General features: G+C 73.4%; 15 protein-coding genes. 4 read left to right on the top strand and 11 right to left on the bottom strand.

Going from position 1 to position 15,429, the window contains the following annotated elements; all coding sequences use genetic code 11:
* Window positions 1-9: 9 nt before the first annotated feature.
* Window positions 10-513 carry a GNAT family N-acetyltransferase gene (locus E1283_RS05040; RefSeq protein WP_132816648.1) on the top strand — a complete coding sequence of 168 codons (504 nt, stop codon included), beginning with the start codon at window positions 10-12 and terminating at the stop codon, window positions 511-513.
* A gap of 41 nt (window positions 514-554) precedes the next feature.
* Here E1283_RS05040 and E1283_RS05035 read toward each other — a convergent pair whose 3' ends face one another.
* Together E1283_RS05035 and E1283_RS05030 are read right to left on the bottom strand one after the other, a co-directional pair.
* Window positions 555-1,814, bottom strand: a complete 1,260-nt coding sequence (locus E1283_RS05035; protein WP_132816646.1) for an MFS transporter — start codon at window positions 1,812-1,814, stop codon at window positions 555-557.
* A 73-nt stretch (window positions 1,815-1,887) separates the two neighbouring features.
* On the bottom strand, window positions 1,888-2,733 hold the full coding sequence (locus E1283_RS05030) for an NAD(P)H-binding protein (RefSeq protein WP_132816645.1): 846 nt from the start codon (window positions 2,731-2,733) through the stop codon (window positions 1,888-1,890).
* 116 nt (window positions 2,734-2,849) lie between these two features.
* Between E1283_RS05030 and E1283_RS05025 the strand changes: the two genes are divergently transcribed.
* Window positions 2,850-3,251 (top strand): winged helix-turn-helix transcriptional regulator, encoded by a 402-nt coding sequence (locus tag E1283_RS05025; protein WP_132816644.1) that lies wholly within the window; start codon window positions 2,850-2,852, stop codon window positions 3,249-3,251.
* On the opposite strand, the gene E1283_RS05020 is transcribed toward E1283_RS05025, so the two are convergent.
* Window positions 3,221-4,426 (bottom strand): MFS transporter, encoded by a 1,206-nt coding sequence (locus tag E1283_RS05020; protein WP_132816643.1) that lies wholly within the window; start codon window positions 4,424-4,426, stop codon window positions 3,221-3,223. The two genes, E1283_RS05025 and E1283_RS05020, sit on opposite strands and share 31 nt — an antisense overlap.
* Window positions 4,427-4,621: 195 nt before the next feature.
* Here E1283_RS05020 and E1283_RS38055 point away from each other — a divergent pair, with 195 nt between their 5' ends.
* Entirely contained in the window at window positions 4,622-6,361 is a 1,740-nt protein-coding gene (locus E1283_RS38055; protein WP_132816642.1) for a serine/threonine-protein kinase, read from the top strand.
* A 77-nt stretch (window positions 6,362-6,438) separates the two neighbouring features.
* Window positions 6,439-7,452 carry a LacI family DNA-binding transcriptional regulator gene (locus E1283_RS05010; protein ID WP_132816641.1) on the top strand — a complete coding sequence of 338 codons (1,014 nt, stop codon included), beginning with the start codon at window positions 6,439-6,441 and terminating at the stop codon, window positions 7,450-7,452.
* A gap of 4 nt (window positions 7,453-7,456) precedes the next feature.
* Here E1283_RS05010 and E1283_RS05005 read toward each other — a convergent pair whose 3' ends face one another.
* The 8 genes from E1283_RS05005 to E1283_RS04975 all read right to left on the bottom strand — a co-directional run bounded on the left by E1283_RS05005 (window position 7,457) and on the right by E1283_RS04975 (window position 15,204).
* Window positions 7,457-10,021, bottom strand: a complete 2,565-nt coding sequence (locus E1283_RS05005; RefSeq protein WP_132816640.1) for a caspase, EACC1-associated type — start codon at window positions 10,019-10,021, stop codon at window positions 7,457-7,459.
* A 6-nt stretch (window positions 10,022-10,027) separates the two neighbouring features.
* On the bottom strand, window positions 10,028-10,405 hold the full coding sequence (locus E1283_RS05000) for an effector-associated constant component EACC1 (protein WP_132816639.1): 378 nt from the start codon (window positions 10,403-10,405) through the stop codon (window positions 10,028-10,030).
* Between the two features lie 40 nt (window positions 10,406-10,445).
* Entirely contained in the window at window positions 10,446-10,853 is a 408-nt protein-coding gene (locus E1283_RS04995) for a hypothetical protein (RefSeq protein WP_132816638.1), read from the bottom strand.
* Complete coding sequence (locus E1283_RS04990; protein WP_132816637.1) at window positions 10,850-11,083, bottom strand: DUF397 domain-containing protein; 234 nt, start codon at window positions 11,081-11,083, stop codon at window positions 10,850-10,852. Before E1283_RS04990 ends, E1283_RS04995 begins: the two co-directional genes overlap by 4 nt.
* A 99-nt stretch (window positions 11,084-11,182) precedes the next feature.
* Window positions 11,183-12,031 (bottom strand): helix-turn-helix domain-containing protein, encoded by an 849-nt coding sequence (locus E1283_RS04985; RefSeq protein WP_132816636.1) that lies wholly within the window; start codon window positions 12,029-12,031, stop codon window positions 11,183-11,185.
* A 30-nt stretch (window positions 12,032-12,061) separates the two neighbouring features.
* A complete protein-coding gene (locus E1283_RS37040; protein ID WP_165956013.1) occupies window positions 12,062-12,211 on the bottom strand; it encodes a DUF6879 family protein in 150 nt (49 codons plus the stop codon).
* A gap of 238 nt (window positions 12,212-12,449) precedes the next feature.
* Complete coding sequence (locus E1283_RS37035; RefSeq protein ID WP_165956012.1) at window positions 12,450-14,480, bottom strand: serine/threonine-protein kinase; 2,031 nt, start codon at window positions 14,478-14,480, stop codon at window positions 12,450-12,452.
* Window positions 14,481-14,661: 181 nt separating this feature from the next.
* On the bottom strand, window positions 14,662-15,204 hold the full coding sequence (locus E1283_RS04975; protein WP_425086128.1) for a GNAT family N-acetyltransferase: 543 nt from the start codon (window positions 15,202-15,204) through the stop codon (window positions 14,662-14,664).
* Window positions 15,205-15,429 lie beyond the last annotated feature (225 nt).

Below are 15,429 nucleotides of genomic sequence, written 5' to 3'. Positions count from 1 at the left end.
CCCCTCTCCATCCGCCCGGCCCGCCCCGCGGATCTGGACGCCATCGCCGCGCTCTTCACGCACTACGTGACCGACACGGTCATCACCTTCATGGAGACCGCGCCCTCCCCGTCCGACTGGGAGCGGAAGCTCACCGACCTCACCACCCGCGGCCTGCCCTTCCTGGTCGCCGAGACGTCCACCGGCGAGGTCGCCGGCTTCGCCTACGCCGGCCCGTGGCGGGCCCAGCACGCCTACCGCTACACCGCGGAGAACTCGATCTACCTGGCGCCTGACCACACCGGCAAGGGCCTCGGCGGCCGGCTGCTCGACGCGCTGATCACCGCCTGTGCCGAGGCCGGCGTCCGGCAGTTGATCGCCGTGATCGCCGATGCCGGCGACAACGCGGCGTCCCCGGCGCTGCACCGCAGGTTCGGCTTCACCGACGCGGGCCGGCTGAGCGCCGTCGGCGTCAAGCACGGTCGCGCGCTCGACACCATCCTGATGCAGCGGACCCTGTCGGCGGCCGAGTAGGACCGGCCACCACCGGGGCGGCGATCCGCGATCTTCCCCCCTCAGGCGCGGGCCACGAACGGCCGGGAGGCGAGGGTGAGGGCGATCGACGCCACCGCCATCGTGGTGATCGCGGCCTCGGGGCCGACGAGTTGGGCGACGCCGCCGGCGATGGCCGCGCCGAGCCCCTGCCAGGTGAGCCGGCCGGCCGCCTCCACGCCCTGGGTCTGTCCTCGTGTCCCCTCGGGCGTGAGCGCCAGCAGCCGTTCCTGGAGCGCCAGCGAGGCGGGGAATCCGAAGCTGGCCGCGAAGGCCGCCGTGGCCAGGATCCACAGCGGTGGTTGGAGGGCGAAGAGGAGGAACGGGGCGGCGAGCAGCAGCCGCATCGGGAAGGCCAGGCGCCACCGTTGTTCGGCGGTGAGCAGCCGGCCGACCGTCAGGTCGCCGAGCAGCATCCCGGCGGAGGTGGCGGCGAGCAACACGCCTGCGCTGCCGGCCGCGTAGGGGATGAACAGCGCCTCGCAGCCGACGATCAGCCCGTTGGGCACCCACAGGTTCAGCAGCAGTGCCCGGCGGCCGCCGTGCGCGAACAGTTCGCGGTTGGCGCGCCAGGTCTGCCGCAGGCCGGGGCGCCTGGTGAGCCGGATCGACCGTTCGCGGACGGTGGCCGCGACCACGACGAGCGCGAGGCCGGTGAGCGTCGCGGCGACCAGGAAGACGCCCTGGGGGCTGAGCCAGTGCAGCAGTGCGGCGCCGGCGGCGTAGCCGAGGATCATGACGCCGCCGGCGGTGACGTTCATCAGCGAACGCGCCAGGGCGTAACGGGAGTCGGGCACCACCTCGGCGAGCAGCCCCATCCGGGTGCCGGTGCCGAGGGACTGGAAGAAGCCGAGGCCGAGGAGCAGGCCGAACCGCGCGGCCAGTGGCAGGCCCGGTATGGCCTGGGCGGCCACCCCGACGAGCGCGAGGAGTTGGAGCGTGACCAGCGTGCGGCGGGGCCGGTGCCCGTCGGCGACGGACATGAGGGTCAGCGCGCCGAGCACGGTGGCGAAGGTGGCGCCGTACATGCTGACGGCGGTCAGGAACGGGGAGCCGGTCCGCTCGTCGACCAGGGTGCCGAGGGCGAAGCCCGAGAGGGTGCTCGCGACGACGGTCAGCGTGAAGCCGAGGAGGAGGCCGGCGAACTCGCGGTCCCGGAGCAGGGCCCGGTAACCGGCGGCGGATCGGCGGGCGGGACGGTCGGCGGAACGGGCCGTACGTGGGTCGGCGGGAGCGTCGGCAGGAGGGTCGGCGGGAAGGGCCGCCGGATTGTCGGTAGGCATGAAAAAAGCCTCCGACCGCCCCTGCCGGGGTGCCGAAGGCGAATTTTCGAAAGTTTAGCAGGTGGCTCCTCGGCTACCGGAAGGCCGCCTGGTTGCGTTGGGCCCAGGCGGCGAACGGGCGGGCCGGGCGACCGGTGACCCGCTGGACGTCCTGACTGATCGCCGTCTCGCCGGCGTTGGGCGTGCCGAGCACGGCGAGTGTCGTCTCCACCACCGCCTCCGGCATGAACCGCAGCATGCCGGCGCGGGCCTCGTCGGGTGTCAACTCGTGGAACCGCACGGGCTCGCCGAGGGCCGCCGCGATGGCGGCCGCCTGTTGGCGGGGCGAGCTGGGTTCGGGGCCGGTGAGGATGTAGGTCAGCCCCTCGTGGCCGGCCTGGCGCAGGGTCACGGCGGCGACCTCGGCGATGTCGGCGGGGTCGACGGCCGGGACGCCGACGTCGCCGAACGGTGCCGCCACCGTCCGCTCGGCCCGCACCGACGCGGCCCACTGGAGGGCGTTGGAGTCGATGGCGCCGGGGCGCAGGACGGTCCAGTCGAGTCCGGCGCCCCGGACGGCCTCCTCGATCCGCCCGAGGACGCCGCCGTGCGACGGCGACTCCGGCCTGGTCGCCACGCCGACCGAGGACAGCAGGACCACCCGCCGGATGCCGGCGGCCCTGGCGAGGTCGAGCAGTTCCGGCGCGTTCAGCCGCTCGGCGCTCGCGCCGCCGCTCTGCAGGAACAGCGCGTCGGCGCCGTCGAGGACCGGCCGCAGGCTCGCCGCCTCGGTCAGGTCGCCCGGCCTGGCCAGCACGCCGGCCGGCACGTCGGCGGCGGAGACGCCGCGCGAGACCGCCGTCACCGTCTCGCCGGCCGCGGAGAGGGTCCGTACCAGCGCGCGGCCGACGTTCCCGGTCGCACCTGTCACCACGATCATGCTCACCACTCCTCGGTGTCGTTCTCGTCGCGTTCTCTCCGCGACAACGGCGACGCTAACAGCCTCGGTATAGTAGGTACCCAGAGGAAAGTGACTACCTCAGAGGGGTGTGGCGGATGACCGACAGCACGACCTGGGCCCCGGCCGTCGCCGGCGGCGATCCGGAGTCGGCCTGCCCGATCAGCCCGGTGGTGGACATCGTGTTCAGCCGGTGGACCACGCCGATCCTCTGGTCGTTGCACGCCTTCGGGCGTCAGCGGTTCGTGGAGTTGCAGCGGCGCATCACCGGGATCACTCCCAAGGTGCTGACCCAGCGGCTGCGCCAGCTGGAGCGGGACGGGCTGATCACCCGCACCTACCACCCGGAGGTGCCGCCGCGCGTCGAGTACGAGATCAGCGATCTCGGCCTGAGTCTGGCGCCGCTCTTCGCGCACCTCGCCGAGTGGGCGGGCACCCACCTCGACCGGGTCGAGGAGGCCAGGCGGGGCTACGACGCGACGGGCGCGCCGCGCTCCTGATCCTTCCGCGCCTCCGGCGCCCGGTCGGGCGATCGGCGCGCGGCCACCACCATGACGGCGACGGAGGCCAGGGCGATGCCGGCGCCGACGTGCAGCGGCGCGGCGTAGCCGAGGCCCGCGCTGATGGCGAGGCCGCCGAGCCAGGCGCCGAGCGCGTTGCCGACGTTGGAGGCGGACACGTTGGCGCTGGCGGCCAGCGCCGCCCCGCCGGCGACGTCGGTGACGCGGGTGATCATGCCGGGCACGCTGGCGAACCCGAACACCCCCAGGAGGAACACCAGCACCACGGACGCGACGGGGCTGGCGGCCAGCAGGCCGAACAGTTCCAGGGTGACGGTGAGTCCGAGCAGGGCGAGCACGAGGGCGCGGTCGCGGTCCCGGTCGGCCGCGCGCCCGCCGACGAGGTTGCCGGCGACCAGGCCGACGCCGTACACCATCAGCAGCCAGGCGACGTCTCCCGAGGAGAAGCCGCTGACCTCGGTGAACGTGTAGGCGAGGTAGCTGAACGCGCCGAACATCGCGCCGTAGCCGAGCGCGGTGGCCGTCAGGGTCAGCCAGACCTGCCAGGAGCGGAACGCGCGGAACTGGTCGCGCGGCCCGCTCGGCTCCGCCGCCCTCCGCGTCTCGCCCGCCCTGGCGGGGACGAGGGCGACGATTCCGGCCAGCGCGAGCACCCCGATCCCGGTGACCGCCCAGAACGCCGCCCGCCAGCCCCAGCGTTCGCCGACCAGCGCGCCGAACGGCACCCCGAGCACGTTGGCGAGCGTCAGCCCGGCGAACATGATCGCCACCGCGCGCGACGCGCGCTCCGGCGCGACCAGGGCGCGGGCGACCAGCGAGCCGATGCCGAAGAACGAGCCGTGGCACAGCGCCGCGACGATCCGCCCGAGCATCATCACCTGATAGTTCGGGGCGACCGCCGAGAGCAGGTTGCCGACGACGAACAGCGCCATCAGGCCGACCAGGATCGTCTTGCGTGGCAGCCGCGCCGTGGCGGCGGTCAGCGCGATGGCGCCGACCGCGACGCTCAGCGCGTAGCCGGAGATCAGCCAGCCCGCGGCCGCCTCGGAGACCGAGAAGCTCGACGCCACCTGCGGCAGCAGCCCGGCGATCAGGAACTCGGTGAGGCCGATGCCGAAGCCGCCGAGTGCCAGCGCGACGAGTCCACTCGGCATCCGTCACTCCTCGCTCACGGCGCCCCTGAATGCGGACACCTGTTCCAGCATCGCCCTGCCAGGTTCAGTGGTTACCCTGCCGCCCCGCCGGTCGAACACCCCGGCGCCGGGCCGCTCGCGCACCCCGCCGCGACCACCGCTGACCGGGCGTTCCTCTAACCTGTTCCCGACCATCTCGGGGGGAAGGACTTCGGCATGCGGGCGGGCATCGTCCTCGACGGCCGGTACGAGCTGCTGGCGCCGCTCGGCGAGGGCGGCATGGGGCAGGTGTGGCGCGGGCACGACCTGCGTCTGGGGCGCGAGGTGGCCGTCAAGACCGTGCGGGACGTGGCGGATCCGGTGCTCCTCGGCCGGTTGGAACGCGAGGCGCGGGCCGCGGGCCGGCTCACCCACCCGCACATCGTCGCCGTCCACGACAGCAACCGGGTCGACGTCGACGGCACGCCCGCCGTCTACGTCGTGATGGAGCTGCTGCCCGGCCGCTCCCTCGCGGACGAACTGGCCGCCGGGCGGCCGCCGTTGACGCGTGCCCTGGGGTGGGCGGCGCAGGTCGCCGACGCGCTCTCCGCCGTGCACGCGCCCGAGATCGGCATCGTGCACCGCGACCTCAAACCGGCCAACGTCATGATCACCCACGGCCTGGCCAAGCTCCTGGACTTCGGCATCGCCCGGCTCTCGCACGGCGTCGGGGACACCCGGCTGACCGCCTCGGGCGTGGTCGTCGGCTCCGTCGAGTACATGGCGCCCGAGCAGTGCCTCGGCTCCCAGGACCTCGACGGCCGCACGGACCTGTACGCCCTCGGCTGCCTGCTCCACGCCATGCTCACCGGCCGGCCGCCCTTCCCCTCCTCGCTCGGCCCGGTGCAGGTGCTCTTCCACCACGTCCACCAACCACCGCCGGACCTCGGGATATCCCCGGTACTCGACGGGCTGGTGCGGGACCTGCTGGCCAAGGACCCGGCCGACCGCCCGGCCGACGCGACCACCGTCCGGGACGCCCTCCGGGCCCTCGCGGGCGCCATCCCGAGCGCGGGCGCCACCCCGAACGCGGGCCCGGCCCCGAGCGTGGGCGCCACCCCGAACGCGGGCCCGACGCCCACCGCCGTCGTCTCCCCGGTACCCGGCCGCCCCGCCTACCCGCCGACGGTCGCCGCCGCCCCGACGGGGCCCGACGTCCGCGCGTCGTTCGACGCCCGCCTCACCCAGGCGCGGAGCACCGCGACGGTCGCCCCCGACCAGGCCACGGCGCTCCTCGAACAGTTCGTCCCGGAGGCGGCCCGCGCCCTGGGATCGCGCGACCGCACCACCCTCGCCGCCCGGGCGCTGCTGGTCTCCTGCTGCCGCCGGACCGGCGCCGACGACCGGGCGGTCTGGCTGCTGCGCCAACTCAAGGACGAACTGGCGTGGACCGACGACCCGTTGAGCGAGTGGGCGGACGCCGCGCTCGCCGACGCGGAGCAGGCCTACCAGGCCGAGCGGGTGCCCCTCGCCACCCTGCGCCTGGCCCTCCACGACCTGACGGTCGTCGGCGCCGCCGACACCCGCACGGGGCTCGACCTCCGCGCCGAACTGGCCTGGGCCCTCTCCCGCGAGGGCGAACCCGCCGAGGCCCTGCACACGATCAGGACCGTCGTCCCCCACCTCAGGGACGACTACGGCTCGGGCGACTGGCCCCAGCTGATGGCCCGCTACCAACTGGGCGAGATCGCGGCCGAGGCCGGCCACACCGCCGAGGCGATCGCCACGCTGTGCCCGGTCGTCCTGGAGGCGGCCGCGCGCCTCGGCCCGACGCACTGGCTCACCGTCACCGCCTGCGAGGCCCTCGGCTCGCTCGACGAGGCGGCGGAGCAACGCCTCGCCCTGCTCGGCCAGTTGCGCGCCGCCCACGGCACGCGGCGCACCCGCAGGGCCCGCCAGGCCCTGCTCGGCGACTGACCGGCCGAGGTCCGGCCGGGCTCGGCCGGCGGGGCGTGGCCCGGCCGGCCCCACCCGCTCTGCGGTACGTTCGTCGGGTGCACCAACGTCGTCCCACCATCGAACAGGTCGCCGCCCACGCCAAGGTGGGCCGCGGCACGGTGTCCCGGGTGATCAACGATTCCGGCAGCGTGAGCGAGCAGGCCAGGCGGGCCGTGCGCCGGGCCATCGACGAACTCGGCTACGTGCCGAACCGGGCGGCCAGCGCGCTCGCCGCGCGCCACACCGGCACCGGCACCGTCGCGCTGGTCATGTCGGAGGAGGCCGGGCGGCAGTTCGAGCAGCCGTACTTCGGCCAGATCGTGGGCGGCATCAGCTCGGCCGCCGACGAGGCCGGTCTCGCGCTGACGCTGCGGCTCACCCGCTCCCCCGAGGAGCGCGCCGACCTGGCCGACCAGCTGCGCGCGCAGCGGGTGGACGGCGTGCTGATGATCTCGCTGGTGTGCGAGGACCCCCTCGTCGACGAGCTCGAACGCCACGGCATCCCCACCGTGTTGGGCGGCCGGCCGTGTCGCGGCCCGCGCCCGGTGCCGACGGGGTATGTGGACGCCGACAACCGGGACGGCGCCCGGCGCGCCACCGCGTACCTGGTCGGCCAGGGCCGCCGGCGCATCGCCACCATCGCCGGCTCCCAGGAGACGACCGCCGGCATCGACCGGCTCGCCGGCTACCGCGACGCGCTCGGCGACCGCCGGGAGTTGGTGGCCCACGGCGACTTCAGCGTCTCCGGCGGCATGCTGGCCATGCGCCGACTGCTCGACGCCGAACCGGCGTTGGACGCGGTGTTCGCCGCCTCCGACAACATGGCGGTCGGCGCCCTGTGGGCGCTGGAGGAACAGGGCCGGCGGGTGCCGGACGACGTCGCGGTGGTCGGCTTCGAGGACGCGGTCGTGACGTCCCAGGCCCAGCCGGCGCTCACCACCGTCCACCAGCCCACCGAGGCGATGGGTCGGCGGATGGTCGAGCTGCTGCGCGCCCGGATCGGCGGCGCGCCCGAGACCGAGGCGCCGATCATCTGCGACACCAGCCTGGTCATCCGCCAGTCGGCCTGACCCGCTACGAGGCGGAGGATTCCGGCAACACGGGTGCGTACCCCCGCAGTTCGGCCCAGCGGTGCGACCTGACGAGGGCGAGCGCCCGCCTCACGGTGGCGCGGTCGACGGTGCTGGAGACCGTGTTCCCGGTGCCCAGGTCCCTGGCCGTGACGCGCAGGATGCCGTTGGCGTCGATGTCGACCGCGACCTCGATCCGGGGCACGCCTCCGGGGGCGGACGGGAGTGCCAGGTCCAGCACCGCGAGGGTCCTGTTCGCCGTCACGTCCTCGCGTTCGCCCTCGACGAGGTGCAGCACCACCGAGGGCTGCTCGTCCGTGTGCGTGGTGAAGACCTCGCCGCGTTTCGTCGGGATCGTGGTGTTGCGCTCGACGAGTTTCACCATGCTCCCCCCGCGCACCTCGACGCCGATCGAGTTCGCGTAGGCGTCGAGGAGCAGCACGTCCTTGAGGGCGCCGGTCAGGACGCCGGCCTGGAGCGCGGCACCGGTGGCGACGCCCTCCGGGATCAGGCCACGGTAGGGCTGTCGGCCTCCCGTGAGTCCGCGTACCAGCTCGCCCACCGCCGGCATCCGGGTGGCGCCGCCGGTCAGGATCGCCCGGTCGATGCCGGAGAAGCTGAGCCCGACGTCCCTGAGGGCCCGCTCGGCGTCCCTGACGGCCCATTCGACGGGTGTCCGGCAGCGTTCCAGCAGATCCCGGGTGAGCGTCTCGAACTCCACGCGGGTCAGCTCCTCGTCGAGGTGCACCGGGCCGCGCGGGCCGGTGGTGAGGTAGGGCAGCCGGAGTGAGGTGGTGCGCGCGGCCGACAGCTCGGTCTTCGCCGCCTCGGCCGCCTCCCGCAGTCGCTGGTTCGCCACGGCGTCGTCGGTGAGATCCACGCCGTGCCGCCGCCGTACACGGTCGATCAGGTGGTGGACGATCCGCAGGTCCCAGTCGTCGCCGCCGAGGTGGTTGTCACCGCCCGCCGCCATCACCTCCACGACTCCGTCGCCGACCTCGATGAGCGAGACGTCGAGCGTGCCGCCGCCCAGGTCGAAGACCAGCGCGGTGCTGTCGTCCCGGTTCAGGCCGTACGTCATCGCGGCGGCCGTGGGTTCGTTGATGATCCGGGCGACGTCCAGCCCCGCCCGTTCGCCCGCCGTCGCCAGCGCGGCCCGCTGGTCGAGCCCGAAGCCGGCCGGCACCGTCAGCACCACCCCGCCCAGCGGCCCGCCGAGGTGGGCCTCGGCGTCCTCCCGCAGCCGGGCGAGGATCAGCGACGCGACGTCCTCCGCCGTCAGCCGCACGTCGCCCCGTGTGATGCTCCAGTCCGTGCCGAGCCTCAGCTTCGCCGCCCGCGCCGTGTGGCCGGGGTTGGTGATCGCCTGCCGTTTGGCCGCCGCGCCCACCAGGATCCCGCCCCCGGCGGTGATGGCCACCATGCTCGGCGTCGTCGGCGCCCCCTCGGCGTTGGGAATCAGCCGGACGTCCCCGCCGTCGAGGACGGCCATCGCCGAGTTCGTGGTGCCGAAGTCGATGCCGAGCCAGTGCCGGTGCGGCGGCTGGCGTCCCGTCGATCGCGACGAGCCGGCGGCGCGCGCCGTCGGGACCTCCCCGAGGCCCCGCCGGTGCCACAACTCCCTTGCCTGCCTGGCGACCTCGCGGTCCCCGTCGGCGGTGAGCCCGAGCAGCGCCGCCCGCGCCGCGTCCCGGGTGTGCTCGTGCACGCTGCCGAGCAGGCGCTCGACGAGGTGCAGGGAACCGACGCGCTTCCAGACCTGGGGGTCGCGGACGGCGGCCCGCATCTCGGCGAGGTGGTCGAGATCCGTGTACCGGGGGTTGCGGGCCAGGTGGATGGTGCCCTGCGCGCTGTCCACGCTGAGCGTCGGCGTCTGGCCGGCGATCCGCAGCCGCACGTGGTCGTGCACGTAGTCGTAGAGCTCGGCGACCGACACCAGGCCGTCGCCGTCCAGGTCGGCGGACCCGTCGCGCAACCCGGCCACCACGGCCGACGTGAAGACGGACGGCCCGGCCGGCGAGCGGCTGTACCGGACGTCCTGATCGTCCTCGTGGGCGTACTGCAGGGCCGTGGACGCCGTGAGCACGACGCGGCCGCTGCCCGCGAAGGGCTCGGCGACGTCGACGGTGGGCGCTTCGCCGTCGCGGCGCCGCGCGTTCAGCGTGAAGGCGCCGCTGTAGCAGCAGTCGAGGAGGACGACGATGCTGCGGCAGCGGCTGGCGCTCATCCAGTCGCCGACCAGGTCGGCGGGGACGGCCGTGGCCCCCGGGAAGTCCCGCTCGGTGTCCCGCATCACGAAGTGCAGCCGGTTCCGCAGGTCCTTCCAGCCGTGCAGCGACAGGTGGAGGAGGAGCAGGTCGTCCGGCTTCGCCCGGGTGAGGAACGCTTCGAGGGCCCGCAGCGCCGAGCGCTGTTCGACGTCGACGAGCGTGTCGACCTCGAAGCCGCCGATGTCCGGGTCGCCGAGCACCTCCGCCAGCGCGGCCACGTCAGCCGTGGCCGCCGGAAGCGCGGCGAAGTGGCCGTCGTCGTACCGGCTGTTCCCGATGATCAGGGCACGCTTCGCCACGGCGGCTCACTCCCGGTGGCGGCGGAGGAACTCCTCCAGGGCGCGCTGCCGCATCTCGTCGGAGGACGCGGTCAGTTCGATCTCGTCGTCGCCGATCCTGATCCGGATGGTGCCGGCCCGGCGGCGGTTCAGCCAGTCCTGCACGAGGCCGAGCAGCACGGGGAGCAGCGCCCCGCCCCCGCCGAGCCCGATCACCAACGCGCCCAGCTCCGCCGCCTCCAGGCCACGGGTCCCGTCGGGCGGAGGGTGGGGCGCGGGCGCCCGGTCGATGCTGTCGAGCTCCAGCCGGCTCAGCTCGGCCAGCAGGTACTGGAGTTGCTCCTCGACGTGCTCGGGATCGCCGTCCCCCGTGTCGAGCACCAACCCGACCGAAACCCCCGCCACCGCCACCAGGCCTCCCCGTACGCACAGGCAGGCACCAACTCTAGCCGCCAGTGTGGTGGTTGACGGCGGCCGGGCACGCCAGTTCCGGCTCGGCCCGGTTGGGGCAACTCACCAGGGCGAGGGAGAGGAAACCGGTGCCGCCGGTGTAGTAGCCCCAGCTGACGTCGCCGCCCCAGCCGAGCGTGGACAGCGCGTACGCCCGCCGGACACCGAGCGGCGGCCGGCTCTCGACCGCCTGCTCCCTGACCCGCTCCGTCAGCCAGTCGACGGCCGCCCGCGGCTCCACGAACGTGCCCCGCACGAGCCGCGGCGGCTTCCGCAACCAGTCGACCACCCGCATCGGCGGCACCTCGGCGACGGCGAACGCCGGATGGTCGGGCCGACGCTCGGCCTCCCGGTCGAAGTCGGCGCGCCGCCCCGACCAGGAGTACGCGTGCACGTGCCTCACGCGCGGAAACGCCCCGGGTCGATCCCGGCGGCGGCCAACTCCGCCCCCGTGAACCGGAGCGGCGCCACGTCCGGCCGCTTGCCGTCGCCCAGCGCGTAGGCGTCCGCGACACCCGGGATGGACGCGAGCGTGAGGCACGTCTCGGGCCCGTCGGGGTGGTTGCCGCCACAGGCGGCCGAGAAGGTGGCCCCGGTGAGGTCGAGGGCGTAGAGGTCGGGAGTGAATGCCATGGCTGGCACCTTCCTGTTCGGTGGTACGGCGGAATGCCGACGAACAGGAAGGTAGGGAGGGCGGAAAGGGGCCGGCCATCACTGTGCGGAAACTTGCGATCACGCCCGGGAAAGCGCGTTGATGGCTTCGGTAATGACCGAACGTGCGCCGGCGCCGTATACCGCCATATCCGCCAAAGCTTTGAAGGTTCGTGCGTAGATGGCGATTTCGCGAGGCTGGGTGACGGTGACCCCTGCGGTGGCCAATTCCACCTTGATCAGCTCTTCGTCGAAGATCCAGAACCCCTCCACCGGCCACATGGCCCGATCGACGGACGACGGGATGATCCCGAGGCTCACGCGGGGCAGGTTCGCGGCGACCAGCAAGTGTCCCAGCTGCGCCGCCATGACGTCGGGGCCGCCAATCCGCGCCCGAAGCACCGACTCCTCCAGCAGAACGGCGAACCGGTGATCGCCCTCGTAGACCACCCGTTGGCGGGCCATGCGGGCGGCGACGGCGGTTTCCGTGTCGTCGGGATATCCCTCGAAGGAGATGATCGCCCCCATCAACGCCCTCGCGTAGTCCGCGGTCTGGAAGAGCCCAGGAATCACGCCGGGCTCATACACTCTAAAACGCCGGGTCCGCTCGTAGAGCGGCACGGAACGGTTCTGGAGCTGACGCAGGCCGGAGCGGCAGAGGCGACGCCACTCGACATACATGCCCTCTATCCCCCGCGCGGTGGCGATGAGATCATCGGTCTCACCGTCAGCCCCGCAGAGCCGAGACCACACGCGAATGTCGCCCTCGGAGGGCGTCGCCTTACCATTCTCTAGACGCGAACACTTCGACTCATGCCAGCCTGCCCTCCGGGCCAGCTCCCGCGCGGTGATCCCGGAATCCTTCCGCATCTCGCGTAGGCGCTGGCCCAGGGCTTTCCTGGCTTCCTGAACACTGGTTGACGAGGGCACGAGTCCAGTGTGCGGGGTGATCCGGGGAGATCAGGTCAACTCGTACGCCTCGTGTGGGATGGCTCGTTCCCACACCGCTTCGAACGACGTGCCGCAGAGCTTCACAGCTCCAGGGTCCGAGACCACCTCGGTGGGCTCGACGGGCGCTGATTCGCCATCGCCGTCGAAGTGGTTGATCACGAGGAGCTCCCCGTCGAACAGCCAGAAGTCATTCCCGGGCGTAGGTGTCCCGCACGTCATCGTGGTACAGCGTGGGGGAGCCGTCTTTTTTGCTTTCAGGGTCCTTACCGAGCTTGTGCAGCGCCACAGCGCCCTCCTCTCCGCGGGCCGCGCGGCCCGCCACGCACAGCTTGCCGTCAACAACCCACCGTCACCACGAACTTGCGGCAACTTGCGATCACCGCGCACGCGGCGCCGGTCAGTGGGCGGCGTTGATGGTGGGGCTCTCCAGGGCGACATCGGGGACGCCCCACTCGTCCAGGATCTCGGTGTAGGTGCCGTCGTCCATGACGTACCGGAGTGCCGACCGGATCGCCTCGGCCAGGTCGGGGTCCGCCTCGGGCACCGCGATGCCGTGTGGCCCGACCCCGAACTGCCGGGCGGAGAGCGCCCGCCCGCCGCCTCCGTCCTCATAGGTGTCGAGGTAGTCGACGACCGAGCCGTACGGCAGCAGCGCGGCGTCGGCCGAGCCGGTGCGAACGGTGCGCAGCATGCCCTCGATGTCCGCGCCGGGCTGGAACTCGACCGGGGAGTCGCAGTCGGCGCCGCCCTCCGTCACGAGGTACCGGAAGTAGTCGGCGTCCCAGCTGACGACGGTGCCACCGCAGATGTCGACCAGGCTCTCGACGGCCTCGCCCTCGTCCGTCACCAGGACGGAGCCCTCCTGGTAGTGGTTGACGAAGCTCAGATCGCTCGCGCCCCGGACCGTCGGGTCGTCCACGAAACCGCCGATCGCGACAACCGGGCTCTCGCCCGACGCCGCCTCCTCCGGGGCCAACCGTGAGAGCGGCGACTCGGAGTCCCCGACCTGCTCGAAGACGAAGTCCACGCCCAGCAGTGCGTCGATGGCCCCCAGCAGGTCGACCTCCACACCGGCCACGTTGCCGCCGTCGTCGCGGTAGGAGTACGGACGGACCCCCGTCGCGGCCAGCACCCGGATCGTGCCCGTCCGCTTCACCTCGTCCGGCAACAGGTGGTACAGAGGGGCCTCCGGATCACCGAGTTGCTCGGGCTCCGGCACCGACTCCGACTCCGTGGTGGCGGAGGGCGCCGTTCCCTCGGGCCCGTCGCCGTTCGCCGCCGGGTCCTGCTCGTCCCCGGGCCGGGTGAGGAAGGCGATCAGGGCGGCGGTCACCACGACGCAGAGGAGGGCACACGCCAGCACCAGACGACGACGCCGGTTCGGCGGCGGGGGCGACGGGGGTGACGGGGGGACGAACGTCGGACCCGAAGGGCCACCCGTGGTCGGCGGCGCATCCGGTGAGCGCGGTAAGCGCGGTAAGGGCGGCGGGGGCGCCGGTGTCGGCTCGGCCGAGGGCAGCTCCAGCTCCAGCACCTGGGCGAGGTCCCGGCCGATCCGGGCGGTCAGCGCGGGCGGCAGCCACAGCCCGGTATCCAGGCCGTCCCCCGCCCGCCGCGCCGAGGTCGCGGCGAGGTCCGCGACTGTCGGGCGGCGAGCCGGGGCCTTGCTCAGGCAGAGCCGCGTCAGCTCACGCAGGTCGCCGCTCAACGGGCCGCTCGGCGGGCCGAGTTCGGCGTCCTCGTGAAGCACGCGGTAGAACAGCGTGTGGAGGGGAGGCTGGTCGCCGGTGAACGGGCCGACGCCGGTGCTGGCGTGTACGAGCACCGCGCCGAGCGCGAACACGTCGGAGGCCGTGGTGACCCGCTCGCCACGGACCTGCTCGGGCGCCAGGTAGCCGGGGGACCCGACCACCGCGTCGGTTCGGGTCATCATGCTGGCGTCCACCGCGCGGGCGATACCGAAGTCGATGACCTTCGGGCCGTCCAACGTGACCAGGATGTTGGACGGCTTCAGGTCGCGGTGCACCAGGCCGTTCCGGTGGATCTCGGTCAGTGCCCGGGCCAGCCCGTGGAGGAGCGCCCACACCGTCGGCTCCGGCAGCGGCCCGGGCGGCGCGCCCACCACGTCCTGCAGCGAGGGGCCGGGGACATAGCCGGTCGCCACCCACGGCACCGCCGACTCGGTGTCGCACTCCAGCACGGGAGCCGTCCATCGGCCGCCGACCCGCTGGGCGGCGGCCACCTCCCGCGCGAAGCGCCGGCGGAACTCGGGGTCGGCGGCCAGTTCCTCGTGCACCAGCTTGACGGCGACCATCCGGCCGCCGGGCGAACGTCCCAGGTACACCCGCCCCATGCCGCCGGCTCCGAGCCGCCGCAGCAGCCGGTAGGAGCCGACCGTCGTGGGATCGTTCGCGCCCAGCGCCCGCATGCTCCGCGCCCCCTTCGCCCCCGGCCACGCCGGCGACTCCGCCGGGTGGCGGATCGGATGCCGAGTACCGGGTGGCCGCTGTTCACGCTACCCGTGACGTTGGCGCCTCACGTCCCGCTTGAGCCAGATTCCGGTGGCGGCGCGGGGTGGTTGGGGAGCGGGCGGCCAGCGGCGACCCGCGTCACCACACGTCGCCGTCGCGCCAGTCGCAGGTGATCTCGCCGGTGAGGTCGGGGGTGACGGTGACCGGGAGGACGTGGACGCCGCCGTCGTCGTCCTCGGTGCGGGCGATGCCCAGGGGGGTGACGGCGAAGGTGGGGCCGCGCCAGAGGCGCCAGCCGCGGGTGGCGTAGAAGTCGTGCGCCTCGTCGCTCGCGGCGAGCGCGCCGAGGTCGTACGCGCCGTGGATGACCCGCTCGACCTCGGACATCAGCCGGGCGCCGTGGCCGTTGCGCCGGTGGCCGGCGGCCACGGCGACGGCCTCGACGTAGCCGGTGCGCAGCGCGCGGCCGGCGAGGAGGAGGCGGCGTTGGACGACGGAGGCGTGGCCGATGAGCTCGTCGCCGTCCCAGAGCATGGCGTGCATGCCGCCCAGTGAGTGTTCCCAGTCGTGATCGCTGAACGTCGCCCCGAACGCCTCGTCGAGCAGGGCGCGCGCGGCGGTGAGCGTGGAGGGTTCCAGATCGGCGGTGTGGGTGGTGCGCACCTCGGTCATACGCGTCATCCTCGCAGCAGTCGGGCCGTTTCGCGCCGCTCGCATGATTACCCGATGAGGGGATGAACGTGCAGACGCACACGAGACGTTAAGCACCGGATAAGCCTTTGCTGCGGGCGTGTTAAGCGCACCGGTACACGGCCGGGCGCGGTGGGGGCGATGTCGGGGGGCGGTTCCCCTCACACGTCGCCCGCGCGCCCGCTGAGGGCAGCGTTGCCGCCGGGAAACGACCGT

Origin of the sequence: Streptomyces hainanensis (assembly GCF_004348415.1) — a bacterium.
Classification (GTDB): domain Bacteria; phylum Actinomycetota; class Actinomycetes; order Streptomycetales; family Streptomycetaceae; genus Streptomyces; species Streptomyces hainanensis.
Note: the sequence above shows the minus strand (reverse complement) of the source record. Positions and strands in the feature narration are given on the sequence as shown.